This is a genomic window from Stenotrophomonas sp. STEN035 (assembly GCF_056759935.1).
Window position 1 is genome coordinate 89,806 of record NZ_JBRRDY010000015.1, and the last position, 15,534, is coordinate 105,339.

Sequence of the window (15,534 nt, forward strand, 5' to 3'; positions counted from 1 at the left end):
AAACGATCATGGCAGGCAAGCGCGATAAGGTCCGTATGATTTCCTCGGCCGGTACTGGCCACTTCTATACGACCGACAAGAACAAGAAGAACACCCCGGGGAAGATGGAATTCCTCAAGTACGATCCGGTTGTTCGTAAGCACGTGATGTACAAGGAAGGCAAGATCAAGTAATCCTCACGGATTGTTTAAGCTGCTGTTCCAAGCAGAACCCGCCGAAAGGCGGGTTTTGTGTTTCAGGTCTGTGAAAAAGTTCCCGCCCTGCCAGCATGAATACATGCCCGTGCAGCATCAGGCGGGGGTACTGCATCGCCTACAATCGGGCAGATGAGTGTTAACGATACCCCTGCATTGTGTGATCTGGCCATCATCGGCGGTGGCGCCGCCGGCGTACTAGCCGCCATCGGCGCACTGCGTGGCGCCCGCCAGTCGCTGCGGCTGCTGGTGATCGAGCCCAACCTGCCGCTGGCCCGTGGCGTGGCCTATGCCACCACCCGCGAGGAGCACGTGCTGAACGTGCCGACCGCCAAGATGAGTGGCTTTCCTGAACAACCCGAGGATTTCCTCGACTACCTGTGTGAAGTGCAGGCCTTTCCTGCGCTGTCGCGGGAACAGTTGGCCGGGCAGTTCGTGTCGCGTCGTTATTACGCAGACTACCTGCGTCACCGGCTGCAGCAGGCGGTGGATGCCAGCCCTGCGCAATTGGAAATTCTTGCTGCGCAGGTACAGACACTGCAGCCCAATGATGAAGGCGTGCTGCTGACCCTGGATTCGGGCCGACCACTGCAGGCCGGCCGAGTGATCCTGGCGGTGGGCAATGCGCTGCGGCCGTTGCCGGCGCGCGGTGCTAGCGGCCTGGTCGATGGCAAGCGCGTGGAAGCCTGGGATTACCCTGCACTCGACAGCATTGCGGACAATGCCGATGTGGCGATCATTGGTTCGGGCCTGAGCATGGCCGACAGCGTGGCAACGCTGCAGGCCAATGGTCATCGCGGTCGCATCCATGTGATGTCGCGGCATGCGTTGCTGCCGTTGCCGCATGCCAATGGCGCTGCGGCCGATTACGATTCCGAGCCTTTGCTGGGGATGAATCTGCGCCAGCGCATGCATGCACTGCGATGTCATGCGGCCGAAGCTGCAGCGCGTGATATTCCGTGGCAGAGCGTGATGGAGCGTATCCGTCCGCTGGGCCAACGGCTGTGGCAAACCCTTTCATTCGACGATCAGCGTCGCTTCCTGCGCCATGTGGTGCGTTACTGGGACGTGCATCGCCACCGCATCGCCGCGCCGCTGCATGCGCAGCTGCTGGAGTTGCAGCATGCCGGTCGCCTGCAGCTGCACCGTGGTCGCCTGGAGACCGCCGTTGCCGAAGGCGCCTGCGTACGTCTGACCGCACAGGACCGTTGGCGTCAGCCGCTGCAGTTGGAAGTGCAATGCGTGATCAATGCCACCGGCGTGGAAATGCGTGCGCAGGCGATGCGCAATCCGCTGCTGCAGCAATTGCTCGGCAGTGGCGTGGGCCGTGCCGGTCCGCATGGGATTGGTCTGGATACAGCGGCGGACGGCAGCTTGATCGACGCCGATGGCGTGGTTGAGCCGCGCATACAGGTGTTGGGCAGCCTGCGCATTGGCAGCCTGTGGGAAAGCCTGGCCATTCCTGAATTGCGTGGGCAGGCGGCAGCGGCGGCAAAACAAGCGCCGTAATGCTTCTGCCCCCTCCCTTTTGCGCAGCAAAGGGGGTGAAGAAGGCCTGCTTGCGCGCCACTGGCGCGCGGCCTGATGAACGACCGAAGGCTGTGCCTTCGGGCCGGACGGGTTGGGGAGGGGTGGCTCTTAAGGCCTTTCCAACACTGCCGGCTTCGCGGCTTACGCCGCTCCTGCAAAACGGGTTCCTGGTAAAGCCCCTGCCGAGCATGGCTCGGCACTACCGGGACGCCTTCCCGTAAAATGGGCGCATGGATGTCTCCCACTTGCTCGACGGGCTGAACGCAGCCCAGCGCGAGGCCGTTTCCGCGCCTCTTGGTCACCACCTGATTCTTGCCGGCGCCGGTTCCGGCAAGACGCGCGTGCTTATCCATCGCATCGCCTGGCTTACTGAAGTCTGTGGCGTGCCGGCGCACGGCATTTTCGCGGTTACCTTCACCAACAAGGCAGCCGGCGAGATGCGTCACCGCATCGACCTGCAGCTGAGCAAGGGCAGTCGCGGCATGTGGATCGGTACCTTCCACGGCCTGGCCCATCGCCTGCTGCGCCTGCACTGGGCCGACGCCAAGCTGCCCGAAGCCTTCCAGGTGATGGATTCGGACGACCAGCTGCGCATGGTCAAGCGCGTGGTCCAGCAGCTTGAGCTGGACGACAGCAAGTACCCGCCCAAGCAGGTGATGTGGTGGATCAACACGCAAAAGGATGAGGGTCGCCGTCCGCAGCACATCCAGCCCGAGCCGCATGACCAGTGGGGCGAGACCCTGCGCCAGGCTTATTCGGCCTACCAGGAGCGTTGTGACCGTGCCGGTCTGGTCGACTTCGCCGAGCTGCTGCTGCGCGCGCATGAACTGCTGCGCGACAACCCGGCCCTGCTGGCGCATTACCGCGCCCGCTTCCGCGAGATTCTGGTCGACGAGTTCCAGGACACCAACGCCATCCAGTACGCCTTCGTGCGCGTGCTGGCCGGCGACAGCGCGCATGTATTCGTGGTTGGTGACGATGACCAGGCCATCTACGGCTGGCGCGGTGCCAAGGTCGAGAACGTGCAGCGCTTCCTCAAGGATTTCCCGGGCGCGCAGACCATTCGTCTGGAACAGAACTACCGCTCCACCGCCAACATCCTCGGTGCCGCCAATGCGGTGATCGCGCATAACCCGGACCGCATCGGCAAGGAGTTGTGGACCGATAGCGGCGATGGTGATCCGATCGATCTGTTCGCTGCCTACAACGAAATGGACGAGGCACGTTACCTGGTCGAACGCGCTCGGCAGTGGGTGCGTGATGGCGGCAGCTATGGCGACGTCGCCGTGCTCTACCGCAGCAACGCGCAGTCGCGTGCCTTCGAAGAAGCCCTGCTCAGCGAGCAGGTGCCGTACCGCGTCTACGGCGGCATGCGCTTCTTCGAGCGTGCTGAAATCAAGGACGCGTTGGCCTACCTGCGCTTGATGACCAACCGCAACGACGATGCGGCCTTCGAACGTGCAGTGAACACGCCGACGCGTGGCATTGGCGAGCGCACCCTGGATGAAGTGCGGCGCATTGCGCGGCAGCAGGCGCTGCCGTTGTGGGAAGCGGCGATGCTGGCCACGCAGGGCACGGATCTGACCTCGCGTGCAAAGAACGCCCTGGCTGGCTTCATCAACCTGGTGCAGCAGATCACCGCCGAAACCGGCGAGATGGATCTGTCCGAGCGCATCGATCACGTGCTGTCGCGTTCGGCCTTGCGTGAGCATTGGGGCAAGGAAAGCCGCAACGCGCTGGATTCGGAATCGCGTACCGACAACCTCGACGAATTGATCTCGGTGGCCTCGCGCTTCGTGCGTCGCGAAGACGATATCGAAGAAGGTGCCGAGGACATGAGCGAGTTGGTTGCGTTCCTGTCCTACGCCTCGCTGGAGGCCGGCGAAGGCCAGGCACAGGCAGGCGAGGAAGGAGTGCAGCTGATGACGCTGCACTCGGCCAAGGGCCTGGAGTTCCCGCTGGTGTTCCTGGCCGGCATGGAAGAAGGTCTGTTCCCAAGCGCACGCTCGCTGGAAGAAAGTGGGCGTCTGGAAGAGGAGCGCCGTCTCGCTTATGTCGGCATCACTCGCGCCCGCCAGAAGCTGGTGTTGGGCTATGCCGAGTCGCGCCGCATCCACGGCCAGGACAATTACAGCTTGCCGTCACGCTTCCTGCGCGAGATCCCGCGCGAGCTGCTCAACGAAGTTCGCCCCAAGGTGCAGGTCTCGCGCCCGGCTTCTCTCGGTGCAAGCCGGACGATGGGTGGTCACGCCAACATCGAGAAGCCGCCGATCAAGCTCGGTGCCTTGGTCAATCATCCGAAGTTCGGCGAAGGCATGGTCACCGACTACGAGGGCAACGGCCAGCATGCACGCGTGCAGGTCGAGTTCGCCGACGCCGGTAGCAAGTGGCTGGTGATGGCGTATGCGAATCTGACGGTGATTTGATTCGTTTGTGGGTGCCGGCGATGTGTCGGTGCCCATTGTCCGTGTGAAAGGCTGCCGAGCATGGCTCGGCACTACAGTGGGGCTGCGTGATTCCTCAGCTGTTCCCAGTCCAGATCGAACTTGGCGAGATATTTGCGCAGGCGGTCGGCGTCGTTGGTGCTGGCGCGCTGGGTGCGTGATACTGCGAACAATTCACGACCGGCGGCTGACAGGTTTTTTGAGCGCAGGCAGACGCGCACCACTTCTTCCAGTTGCACGCGGTCGAAACGGTCCAGTTGGTTTGCTGCATCACCCATCAATGCCTGCAGCGGTGATGCATCATCGCGGCCATGCCATTGCGTGCGCAGGCGGTTGATCTCTTCATCGACACCGTCGGTCTGGATGCGGCCGGCATTGGCCAGCGTCGCCATGCGGACCACGCTGGCGCCCAGATCGCGGAAGTTGCCGCGCCATGCTGCTTCGCTGCTGGTGGCGAATATCAGATAGCGGCTACGCGCTTCGGCGTTGAAGCGCACGCGTTCGTGCTGCTCGCGTGACCAACGCTCCAGTTCGAATTCCAGGTTGGGCTCGATGTCCTCGCTGCGTTCGGCAAGGCCGGGCAGTTGGTAAGTCCACAGGTTCAGGCGCGCCAGCAGGTCCTCGCGGAAGCGGCCTTGGCGTACGTCGTGCTGCAGGTCGCGGTTGGTGCCGGCAATCAGCTGGAAGTCGCTTTCCACCTCGCGGTCGCTGCCCACCGGCAGGAAGCGCTTCTCTTCCAGTGCGCGCAGCAGCATGGCCTGTTCGTCCGCACCCAGCTCGCCGATCTCGTCGAGGAACAGCAGGCCCTGATGGGCCGACCGCAGCAGGCCGGCGCGGTCGCTGCTGGCGCCGGTATAGGCACCCTTGGTGTGGCCGAACAAGGTGCTCATTGCGCCGTCGCCGCGCAGGGTGGCGCAGTTCACTTCGACGAAACGACCGGGCAACTGGTGCTTGAGCTTCTTCAGCTCGAACACGCGCTTGGCCAGCTGACTCTTGCCGGCGCCGGTGGGACCGGTCAGCAGCATTGGTGCGCGCGAGCGCGTGGCGACTTTCTCGATCTGCTCGATCATCCGGTTGAAACCGGGGTTGCGGGTGGCGATGCCGCTCTTGAGCAGGTCGCGGTCCTGCAGCTGTTGCTGGGCGAAGCGCTGGGCGATGTGGTCGTAGCGCGACAGGTCCAGGTCGATCACGGCGTGGCTGCCGGGGTCGCCATTGGCCTGCTTGCGCGGTGGCGAGGTCTGCAGCAGGCGGCCGGGGAAGTGCCGACTCTCGGTCAGCAGGAACCAGCAGATCTGGGTGACGTGGGTGCCGGTGGTGATGTGGACGTAATAGTCCTCCTCGTCCGGCTGGAATGGATAGCTCGCCAGGAAGTCATGCAGGCGTGCATACACGCCTTCGAATTCCCAGGGGTCGACCAGGTAGGTGTCATGCAGGCGCAGCTCGGTGCCGGGCGAGACCAGTGCCAGATCATCCTGCACCAGTTTGGCCAGCCGGCTGAAGCGGCGCTCGTCCAGCATCAGTTCGATGCGATCGGGCTGGAAGTCCTCGTGCATGCCCAGGGCCACCGTGGGCCGCCATTTCTCCCAGCGGCCGGGGCCGCTGCCCGAATCGAGCTGGGTGCCGAGCATGCCGAAGATGACCTGACGCTTGGACATATCCATTCCTATAAATAACGCGCTGAAAGTATAGGTATTGTCGCAGTATGTGTGTGCGAATTCTCTCCAGAAATAATTAAATTTCCTTGTAAATCAATAAATTGAATTCGATCAGGAAAAGTTGGCACGGCCATTGCGTTGTATAGGGCCAAGAGAGACGCGGGCTTTTCCCGCCGAGGAGTACGAAATGGCCAACGCAAACCTGTTCGCATCCTTCCGCGGCGCCCTGCTGCCGAAGGCCACGGTCCGCAATGAAGCCGGTGGATCGGCCTATGCCCGTGACCCGCGTGCGGCCTTGGCCCTGTTCGCTGCCACCGGTTGCTTGAACAGCACCTTCTACGCCAGCGCCGATACGCAGCTGGAGCAGGTGCAGGCGCTGTGCAACGAGGTCGATGCCTGCTTCATTGCCCGCACCGCCGCCTATGCCCACGGTGTGGCGCATATGAAAGACGTGCCGGCGCTGCTGTTGGCGATGCTGAGCGTGCGTGATGGCGAGGCATTTGCCGCTGCCTTCCCGCATGTGATCGACAACGGCCGCATGCTGCGCACCTTCGTGCAGATCATGCGCAGCGGTCGGGTGGGTCGTCGTTCGCTGGGGTCGTTGCCGAAGCGCCTGCTGCGGCAGTGGCTGGAGCAGGCCTCGCCGAAGGCGATCATCCGCGCTGCGATCGGCAACCAGCCGTCGCTGGCCGATGTGATCCGCATGGTCCACCCCAAGCCGCAGGATGCCGCGCGTGAGGCGCTGTATGCCTGGGTGATTGGGCGGCCCTACGACGAGGCTTTGCTGCCAGCGGAGCTGCGTGCCTACGAGGCGTTCAAGCGCGATCCGCGCGGGATGCTGCCGGACCTGCCGTTCCAGTATTACAGCGCGCTGGCATTGGATGCCGCGCAATGGGCGGTACTGGCACGCAACTCGTCCTGGCAGCAGCTGCGGATGAACTTGAACACCTTTGCCCGTCACGGTGTGTTCGAGGACGAATCCATGGTTGCCGAAGTGGCAGCGAAGCTGCGCGACCCGCAGCAGATTGCCCGTTCGCGGGTGCTGCCCTACCAGCTGCTGATGGCCTACCACGCTGGTGCGGCACTGCCGCGTCCGATCCTGGACGCGCTGCAGGATGCGATGGAAGTGGCGACTGCTTCGGTGCCGGCATTGCAGGGCAAGGTGGTGGTGGCGGTGGACGTCTCCGGTTCGATGCAGTGGCCGGTGACCGGCTATCGCAAGGGGGCAAGCTCGGCGGCGCGGTGCGTCGACGTGGCGGCCTTGATCGCGGCCTGTGTGTTGCGCGGTCACCCGCAGGCGCAGGTGCTGCCGTTCGATACCGAGGTGCATCCGCAGCAGTTGAACCCGCGTGACAGCGTGATGACCTTGGCGCGGCAGCTGGCAATCAATGGTGGCGGTACGTCGGTAAGTGCACCGCTGGCCTACCTCAACCGCAAGCGGGCGCAGGTGGATCTGCTGGTGCTGGTGTCGGACAACGAAAGCTGGCGTGACACCCGCGGCAATTGTGAGACCGCAACCATGCGTGAGTGGGCCGCGCTGAAGGCGCGTTGCCCGCAGGCACAGCTGGTCTGCATCGACCTGCAGCCGGTATCCAGCAGCCAGACGGTAGAGCGCGAGGACGTGCTGCATATCGGCGGCTTCAGCGATGCGGTGTTCGAACTGCTGGCCAATGCCAGCCTGCCGTCGGCACAGCGTCCGCGTTGGGTGGAGCGGATCGCGGCAATGGAACTGTAAGGGCGATACGGATATCGCCGATGTGATGCCCGGCCGGCAATGGGGCCGGCCGGGCCTGGAGAATTGTTTTCATGGGAGAAGGCGGATGCCGGCCTGACTACATTGGTTGTTCACTCCGGTTCGAATCCGGAGAGTCAGTCCAACCCTTGCCGTCTGCTCCCACCCGCTCAATGTCGGCTTGTACGAATGCCGATGGAACTACAGCCTTTCACGCTCCAGGTCGCGGGTTCGATTCCCGCCCGATGCAGCAATGCATTGGTAGCTCAGTGGATAGAGCAGGATCGCCGCCTTGCCCTCGTGGCACAGCGGTGAAACGTTCCATCATTCTTGTCGTATAAGCCGGCACCCTATTCGCATTACTTCGTGCTTCGGCATGAAAAAGCTTCAACGTCGGCACGCACGAATGCCGAAGGAACTACAGCCTATTAAGCTCCGGGTCGCGGGTTCGAATCCCGCCCGTTGTGGAAACACAGTGGTAGCTCAGTCTGGTTAGAGCAGGATGTTCCTTCAAATCTCGTCGTGCAAGCCGGCACCTTTTGCAGATGTTTCATGCGGTGAATGCAGGTGGAATTACAAAGGCAGCTCTACGGGGTCGGGTTCGACTCCCGGCCGTAGCTCTAGAATTTTTTCTGGCGTTGCGGACACTTCCACCACCTTTTGTCACCGCACCTTTGGATTTGAAGATGACAGGAAAGCCATCAATGAACGACACCAATTACAACGTCATCCAGGAGCCGGGTGCGGCACCGATCAAGCTGTGGACGCGCGGCGTGCCCTTGGAAGATGAAGCCCGCGAGCAGCTGAAGAACATCGCGCGCCTGCCCTTCATCCATCAATGGGTGGCGGTGATGCCCGACGTCCACCTTGGCAAGGGTGCGACCGTGGGTTCGGTGGTGCCGACGATCGGCGCCATCATTCCTGCTGCGGTTGGCGTGGATATCGGCTGCGGCATGATCGCCACCCGTACCACGCTGACCGCCAGCGACCTGCCGGACAACCTGTCTGCGCTGCGCAGCGCGATCGAACGCGCAGTGCCGCACGGCCGCAGCGTGACCCGTGGCGGCCGCGACAAGGGCAGCTGGGATACCGCGCCGGAGCTTGCGGTGGAAGGTTGGTCGCAGCTTGCGGCCGACTTCGCCCTGATCTGCGAGCGCCACCCCAAGCTGAAGAACACCAACAACCTCAAGCATCTGGGAACGCTGGGTACCGGCAACCACTTCGTCGAGGTATGCCTGGATGAAGCGCAGCGCGTGTGGTTCATGCTGCACTCCGGCTCGCGTGGCGTCGGCAATGCCATCGGCACCTACTTCATCGAGCTGGCCAAGCAGGAAATGCGTCGCTGGATGATCAACCTGCCGGACCAGGACCTGGCGTACCTGCCGGAAGGCAGCGCGCATTACGGCGACTACGTGTTCGCGGTGGACTGGGCACAGCGTTTCGCCCGCATCAACCGTGAGGTGATGATGCGCAACGTCGTGGCCGCCGCACGTACGGTGATCAGCAAGCCGTTCGAGGCGCAGGCCGAGGCGGTCAACTGCCACCACAACTACGTCAACCGCGAGCATCACTTCGGCAAGGATGTACTGGTGACCCGCAAGGGTGCGGTGAGTGCGCGCAAGGGCGAGATGGGCATCATTCCGGGCAGCATGGGTGCCAAGAGCTTCATCGTGCGCGGGCTGGGCAACGAGGACAGCTTCCACAGCTGCAGCCACGGTGCCGGCCGCGTGATGAGCCGCACCAAGGCGCGCAAGCTGATCAGCGTGGATGACCACATCAAGGCCACCGCGCACGTGGAGTGCCGCAAGGACGCCGAGGTAGTGGATGAGTCACCGGCCGCCTACAAGTCGATCGAGGCGGTGATGGAGGCGCAGCGCGATCTGGTTGAGATCATGCATACCCTGCGTCAGGTGGTGTGTGTGAAGGGATAAGACAAAATGGCGCTCCACCGCGGTGGGGCGCCACAGGAAGGCAAGACAATGGAAATGATTGAGATAGATGGAACCCAGGGCGGCGGGCAACTGCTGCGCTCTGCGCTGAGCTTGAGCCTGTGCACCGGGATTGGCTTTGCCATGCAGGACATCCGTGCCAAGCGCTCACGGCCCGGCTTGATGCGCCAGCATTTGACCGCGGTCAACGCCGCAGCGCGGATCAGCAATGCGCAGGTGGAAGGCGCTGCGCTGGGGGCGACAACGCTGCGTTTCGTGCCCGGCATCGTGCAGGCGGGCGACTACCACTTCGCCATCGGCAGCGCCGGCTCGGCGACGTTGGTGCTGCAGACAGTGCTGCCTGCGCTATGGCAGGCCTCCGCGCCGTCATGTGTGCGGCTGGAAGGTGGTACGCACAATCCGATGGCGCCGAGTGCTGACTTCATCAGCAGCGCCTATCTACCAGCGTTGGCGCGGATGGGCGTGCAGGCGGAGTTGCAGTTGCATACCCCGGGCTTCCATCCGGCCGGCGGCGGCGTGCTGGAGGCCACGGTGCAAGCCTGTCCGCAGCTGCAGGCACAGGAGTTCAGCGTGCGCGGGCCCTTGCAGGCGCTGGAGGCGCAGGTGTTGGTGTCGGGACTACCCGCCGCCATCGGCCAGCGTGAGCTCGATGCACTGGCGAAGCGCTTCGGCGTGGATGCGCATCCGCGCCATGTGCGGGTGGTGCGGCCGGCGCTGGGGCCGGGCAACGTGGCCTCGATGACGGTGCAGCATGACCAGCATGTCGAGCATTTCGACAGCCATGGTGAGCGCGGGCTGGCTGCCGAGGACGTGGCGGGTCGGCTGGCCGACACCGTGCAGGCCTATCTGGAGGGCGGTGCCTGCGTGGGCGAGCACCTGTCCGACCAGTTGCTGCTGCCGATGGCCCTGGCTGGCGGCGGTCGCTTCACCACCGCCACGCTCAGCGACCACCTGCGCAGCAATGCGCGGTTGATCGAGAAGTTCCTGCCGGTGGAGTTCGACTGGCAGCAGCGCGGACCACACTGGGAGGTATGGGTCAGCGCCTGATCGGCCCGGTTTGATCTTGCGCAAGGCATGGGGGCAACATCGGGTGTGCAATGGTGTCACCACCACCCTTTCCTGCAAGGAGAACTGCCATGTACAAGCGCATCCTGATCGCCACCGATGGTTCCGAGCTTTCCGCCAAGGGCCTGGCCAAGGGTTTGGAGCTGGCCGCCCAGCTGGGCGCGCATGCCGACATCGTCACGGTTTCCGAGCCGTGGGCGGTGGGCATGTACGACGCCATGGGCTGGAGCGCCGGCTACGAGGCCAGCCCGGAGTACAAAAAGGACCGCGAGGACGCCGCGCAGAAGATCCTGCAGCCGGCGCTGGCCGCCGCGCACGCAGCTGATGTGGCCGACGTGCAGACCCACCACGTGCTGGACCGCTATGCCGCTGACGGCATCATCGACACCGCCAAGGCCTGCAACAGCGATCTGGTGGTGATGACCTCGCACGGCCGCCGTGGCGTCACCCGGGTACTGCTGGGCAGCCAGACCTCCGAAGTGCTGGCCCGCAGCACGGTGCCGGTGCTGGTAATCCGCTGAGGCCAGGAGCTCCCTCCCCTTTGCCGCAGGCAACGGGGAGGGCTGGGGAGGGGTGCTTCCCGCTGTGTTCCCAAAAGAAACCAGCAACCAGAATCAACAAAGCCCTCGAATCGGGGGCTTCTGCCCCCTCCCTTTTGCCGTAGGCAAAGGGGAGGGCTGGGGAGGGGTGCTTCCCGCTGTGCCCCCAAAGAAACCAGAACCCAGAATCAACAAAGCCCTCGATAGAGGGCATTGTTGTACCGGGTGAATGGGCCTGCTGGCCTCCAGGCTTGGCCGCCAAAAGCACCCCTCCCCAACCCTCCCCTGCGCTTCGCGCAAGGGAGGGGTAGAAGATCACCAGCTATACAGCTTCCAATACACAGGCTTGGTGCCGTCCTTGTCGCTGTCCATGCGGCCGTCGCCATCGCGGTCGTACATGTAGAACGGGGCGCCACGGGCCGGGGTCACCTTGACCATGCGCAGGGTGCCGCCGACGCGGTATTCCTCGATGGTGTCACCGTTGTCCATCGCCTTGCGGGTGACATCCGCGCCTTTGACATCTACCGGTGGCGAGCCAGCGCCGAGGGTGGCGCAGCCGGCCAGGGCCAGCAGGGGGATCAGCAGCAGGGATTTCATGGTGGTGCTTCCTTCGGTGGGAATGGTCCGATTATGCCTGTCCACGTGCAGCAGCGGCCCGCCGCGTAGAATCAGCGCATGAGCAGATTAGTCCTGATAGACGGTTCCAGTTACCTGTACCGCGCGTTCCACGCGCTCCCGCCACTGACCAACGCCAATGGCGAGCCGACCGGCGCGCTGTTCGGCGTGGTCAACATGCTGCGTTCCACGCTGAAGGAAAAGCCCGAATACGTCGCCTTCGTGGTTGATGCGCCGGGCAAGACCTTCCGCGACGACATGTATGCCGAGTACAAGGCAAACCGTCCGCCCATGCCCGACGACCTGCGCTCGCAGGTGCAGCCGATGTGCGACATCGTGCAGGCGCTGGGCATCGATATCCTGCGTGTCGACGGCGTCGAGGCCGATGACGTGATCGGCACGCTTGCATTGGCCGCCGCTGCGGATGGACTGGATGTAACCATCTCCACCGGCGACAAGGATTTTGCCCAGCTGGTGCGCCCGGGCGTGGCACTGGTCAACACCATGACCGGCAGCCGCACCGATTCGGACGCGGCAGTGATGGAAAAATTCGGCGTGCATGCCGAGCAGATCGTCGACTACCTCGCCTTGATGGGCGACACCGTCGACAACGTGCCGGGCGTGGAGAAGTGCGGCCCCAAGACCGCCGCCAAATGGCTGGCCGAGTACAACGACCTGGACGGCGTGATCGCCGCCGCCCCGAGCATGAAGGGCAAGATCGGCGAAAACCTGCGCGCTGCGCTGCCGCGCCTGCCCTTGAACCGCGATCTGGTCACCATCCGCACCGACGTGCCGCTGGAACAAGGTCCGCGTGATCTGCAGCTGCGCGAGCAGGACGTGGAGTCACTGCGCGGCCTGTATGCGCGTTACGGCTTTACCCAGGCGCTGCGCGAACTCGGTGGCGTTGCTGCACCGGATGTTGCTGGTGACAGCAAGCCCAGCCTGCGCGGCACCGCCGCTGGCTATGCCAAGGCCGCCGACAGTGAGCCGGTGGTTGGCCTTGATCCAGCGATGGCGGAAAAGGGTGAATACGAAACGGTATTCACCACCGAACAATTGCAGGCCTGGGTGGAACGCCTGCAGGCCGCCGACGAATTCGCCTTCGATACCGAAACCGATGCGCTGGACGCGATGCGCGCCAACCTGGTCGGCATCAGCCTGGCGGTAGAGGTCGGCAAGGGCGCCTATATCCCGGTCGGCCACATTTACCCCGGTGCGCCGGCACAGCTGCCGCTGCAGCAGGTGTTGGACGCGCTCAAGCCGTTGCTGGAAGACGCCGGCAAGAAGAAGCTCGGCCAGCACGGCAAGTACGACATTCATGTGCTGCGCCGCCACGGCGTCGACGTGCAGGGCTATGCCGACGACACCATGCTCGAAAGCTTCGTGCTCAATTCCACTGCTACCCGCCACGACATGGATTCGCTGGCGCAGCGCTATCTCGGCTACACCACCACCAAGTTCGAGGAAGTGGCAGGCAAGGGCGCGAAGCAGATTTCCTTTGCCCAGGTGGGTATCGACGAAGCCGGCGCCTACGCCGCCGAAGACGCCGATATCACCTTGCGCCTGCATCGCGTATTGGGCCCGCAGCTGGCGGCGGTGCCATCGCTGCACAGCGTGTACCGCGATATCGAAATGCCGCTGGTACCGGTGCTGGCACGCATCGAGGCCAACGGCGTACGCATCGATGCGGCCGAGCTGAAGCGGCAGAGCAGCGATCTGTCCGCCCGCATGCTGGCCGCGCAGCAGAAGGCCACCGAGTTGGCCGGCCACACCTTCAACCTGGATTCGCCCAAACAACTGCAGGCGGTGTTGTTCGACGAGCTTGGCCTGCCAGCGCTGGTGAAAACCCCCAAGGGCCAGCCCAGCACCAATGAAGAAGCGTTGGAAGCGATTGCCGAGCAGCATGAGCTGCCGCGGATAATCCTGGAGTACCGCGGGCTGGCCAAGCTGCGCAGCACCTATACCGACAAGCTGCCGGAGATGGTCAACCCGGACACCGGCCGCGTGCACACCAGCTATCACCAGTCGGGTGCAGCGACCGGGCGCCTGTCCTCATCTGATCCCAATCTGCAGAACATCCCGGTGCGCACCGAGGATGGCCGTCGCATCCGCAAGGCATTTGTTGCGCCGCCGGGACGCAAGTTGATGGCCTGCGACTACTCGCAGATCGAGCTGCGGATCATGGCGCATCTGTCCGAAGATCCGGGGCTGGTGCGCGCGTTCGAGCAGGGCGCCGACGTGCACCGTGCTACTGCTGCCGAGGTATTTGGCCGCGCGCTGGACGAAGTGACGCCGAATGAGCGTCGCGCGGCCAAGGCGATCAACTTCGGCCTGATGTACGGCATGAGCGCGTTTGGTCTGGCCAAGAACCTCGGCATCGATCGCGGTCAGGCGCAGGATTATGTGGCGCTGTATTTCAGCCGCTATCCGGCGGTGCGCGATTTCATGGAGCGCATGCGCGTGCAGGCGCGTGAGCAGGGCTACGTGGAAACCCTGTTTGGTCGCCGCCTGTACTTGAACGACATCAACGCCCGCAACCAGGGCCTGCGTGCAGGCGCAGAGCGCGCCGCCATCAACGCACCGATGCAGGGCACCGCGGCGGACATCATCAAACGCGCGATGGTCAGCGTGGACACTTGGCTGCAAGGACACAGTGACAAGGCCAAGATGATCCTGCAGGTGCACGATGAACTGGTGTTCGAAGCTGACATCGCATTCATCGACACCTTGCGCGCGGAAGTCGAGCAACGGATGGCATCGGCTGCGAGCCTGCGTGTTCCGTTGGTTGTTGACACCGGAATCGGGGAAAATTGGGACGAAGCTCATTGATTTTCTAGTTTCTTAACTAGAAAGTTTTAGTAAATGAAACAATGCGTCGCGTTACATCGTATTTAATAAATGTCAGCGTTATTCGGCAGATGAATCTGTCCTTAATTCTTTTGAAACGACGACAGAATCTTCACGATCCATCAAGGTTGGGAATGCTCATATAGTCCGCGACAGACGCAACGTCTGTCGCGGATCTCTCCCATCCCCTGGAGCAGATCTCGGAGCGGGGATTCCTCCCCAAATGCCCGCTCCCCGGCCCCGTCGACCCCCCCCTGGTCGGCGGGGCTTCTTTTTTGTGGCGAACGAAACCATTCCGGCAGGTGTTGTTGTCGCCGGGCCGCTCGCATCATCTTTATCCGCGATGGCCGACGATGGCGTCATCGAGTGATGGAGGGGAATCATGTCTGATCTTTTTGCGCTGGCGATGCCGTGGTGGGAATTCATCCTGCGCGCGGTGATTGTCTATATCGTGGTGCTGGTGATGGTGCGGCTGGCAGGCAAGCGTACGCTGGGCCAGTTCACCCCGTTCGACATGTTGTTGCTGGTGTTGTTGGGCAATGCCGTGCAGAACGCCTTGCTCGGCCCGGACACCTCATTGGGTGGCGGCTTGCTGTTGGCGCTGACGCTGATCAGCTTGAACTACTTCGTGGGCTGGATCACCACCCGCAGCCCGGCCGTGGAGCGGATGATCGAAGGTGAGCCGGTGGTACTCGCGCGTCACGGCCATGTGCTGCAGAAAGTGCTGCAGCGCGAGCTGGTGAGCAAGGCCGATTTCGCCAAGGCCATGCGCGATGCAGGATGCGACGACGTGGATGAAGTTGACCTGGCGCTGCTGGAAACCAACGGCCACATCACCATCATTCTCAAGAAAGACAGGTAGTGGGGCGCCCCGGGGCGGCCAAGTTTTTTTGGAGCGGGGGAAACCCCGCTCGGGGTGGGGGGGCCGCGGGGCGGGCAATCCCGGCGGGGATTAGTGCGTGCT

General features: G+C 63.3%; 11 protein-coding genes. 9 read left to right on the plus strand and 2 right to left on the minus strand.

The features are described 5' to 3' along the window. Positions 1-5: 5 nt before the first annotated feature. The 3 genes from rpmG (at position 6) to uvrD (ending at position 4,150) form a co-directional block, all read left to right on the plus strand. Positions 6-173 (plus strand): 50S ribosomal protein L33, encoded by a 168-nt coding sequence (gene rpmG / locus ACVOLL_RS10215; protein WP_172675037.1) that lies wholly within the window; start codon positions 6-8, stop codon positions 171-173. Between the two features lie 153 nt (positions 174-326). Next, positions 327-1,703 carry an FAD/NAD(P)-binding protein gene (locus tag ACVOLL_RS10220; protein WP_481512814.1) on the plus strand — a complete coding sequence of 459 codons (1,377 nt, stop codon included), beginning with the start codon at positions 327-329 and terminating at the stop codon, positions 1,701-1,703. A gap of 251 nt (positions 1,704-1,954) precedes the next feature. After that, complete coding sequence (gene uvrD / locus ACVOLL_RS10225) at positions 1,955-4,150, plus strand: DNA helicase II (RefSeq protein WP_481512815.1); 2,196 nt, start codon at positions 1,955-1,957, stop codon at positions 4,148-4,150. A gap of 71 nt (positions 4,151-4,221) precedes the next feature. Here the strand turns inward: uvrD and rtcR are convergent, their stop codons facing one another. Beyond that, a complete protein-coding gene (rtcR, locus tag ACVOLL_RS10230; RefSeq protein WP_481512816.1) occupies positions 4,222-5,823 on the minus strand; it encodes an RNA repair transcriptional activator RtcR in 1,602 nt (533 codons plus the stop codon). 187 nt (positions 5,824-6,010) lie between these two features. On the opposite strand from rtcR, the gene ACVOLL_RS10235 reads away from it, so the two are divergent. The 4 genes from ACVOLL_RS10235 to ACVOLL_RS10250 all read left to right on the plus strand — a co-directional run bounded on the left by ACVOLL_RS10235 (position 6,011) and on the right by ACVOLL_RS10250 (position 11,090). Further along, positions 6,011-7,558, plus strand: a complete 1,548-nt coding sequence (locus tag ACVOLL_RS10235; RefSeq protein WP_481512817.1) for a vWA domain-containing protein — start codon at positions 6,011-6,013, stop codon at positions 7,556-7,558. 701 nt (positions 7,559-8,259) lie between these two features. Next, complete coding sequence (locus ACVOLL_RS10240) at positions 8,260-9,486, plus strand: RtcB family protein (protein ID WP_481512818.1); 1,227 nt, start codon at positions 8,260-8,262, stop codon at positions 9,484-9,486. A 48-nt stretch (positions 9,487-9,534) separates the two neighbouring features. Then, on the plus strand, positions 9,535-10,551 hold the full coding sequence (rtcA, locus tag ACVOLL_RS10245; protein ID WP_481512819.1) for an RNA 3'-terminal phosphate cyclase: 1,017 nt from the start codon (positions 9,535-9,537) through the stop codon (positions 10,549-10,551). A gap of 89 nt (positions 10,552-10,640) precedes the next feature. Continuing rightward, the gene (locus ACVOLL_RS10250; RefSeq protein ID WP_481512820.1) at positions 10,641-11,090 is read left to right on the plus strand and encodes a universal stress protein; all 450 of its coding nucleotides are present in this window, start codon (positions 10,641-10,643) and stop codon (positions 11,088-11,090) included. 333 nt (positions 11,091-11,423) lie between these two features. On the opposite strand, the gene ACVOLL_RS10255 is transcribed toward ACVOLL_RS10250, so the two are convergent. Further along, entirely contained in the window at positions 11,424-11,705 is a 282-nt protein-coding gene (locus ACVOLL_RS10255) for a DUF2782 domain-containing protein (RefSeq protein WP_313174142.1), read from the minus strand. Between the two features lie 78 nt (positions 11,706-11,783). Between ACVOLL_RS10255 and polA the strand changes: the two genes are divergently transcribed. Next, entirely contained in the window at positions 11,784-14,552 is a 2,769-nt protein-coding gene (gene polA / locus ACVOLL_RS10260) for a DNA polymerase I (RefSeq protein ID WP_481512821.1), read from the plus strand. Between the two features lie 400 nt (positions 14,553-14,952). Continuing rightward, positions 14,953-15,432: a DUF421 domain-containing protein gene (locus ACVOLL_RS10265; RefSeq protein ID WP_481512822.1), complete on the plus strand. Its 480-nt coding sequence runs from the start codon at positions 14,953-14,955 to the stop codon at positions 15,430-15,432. The last annotated feature ends 102 nt before the right edge of the window (positions 15,433-15,534 follow it).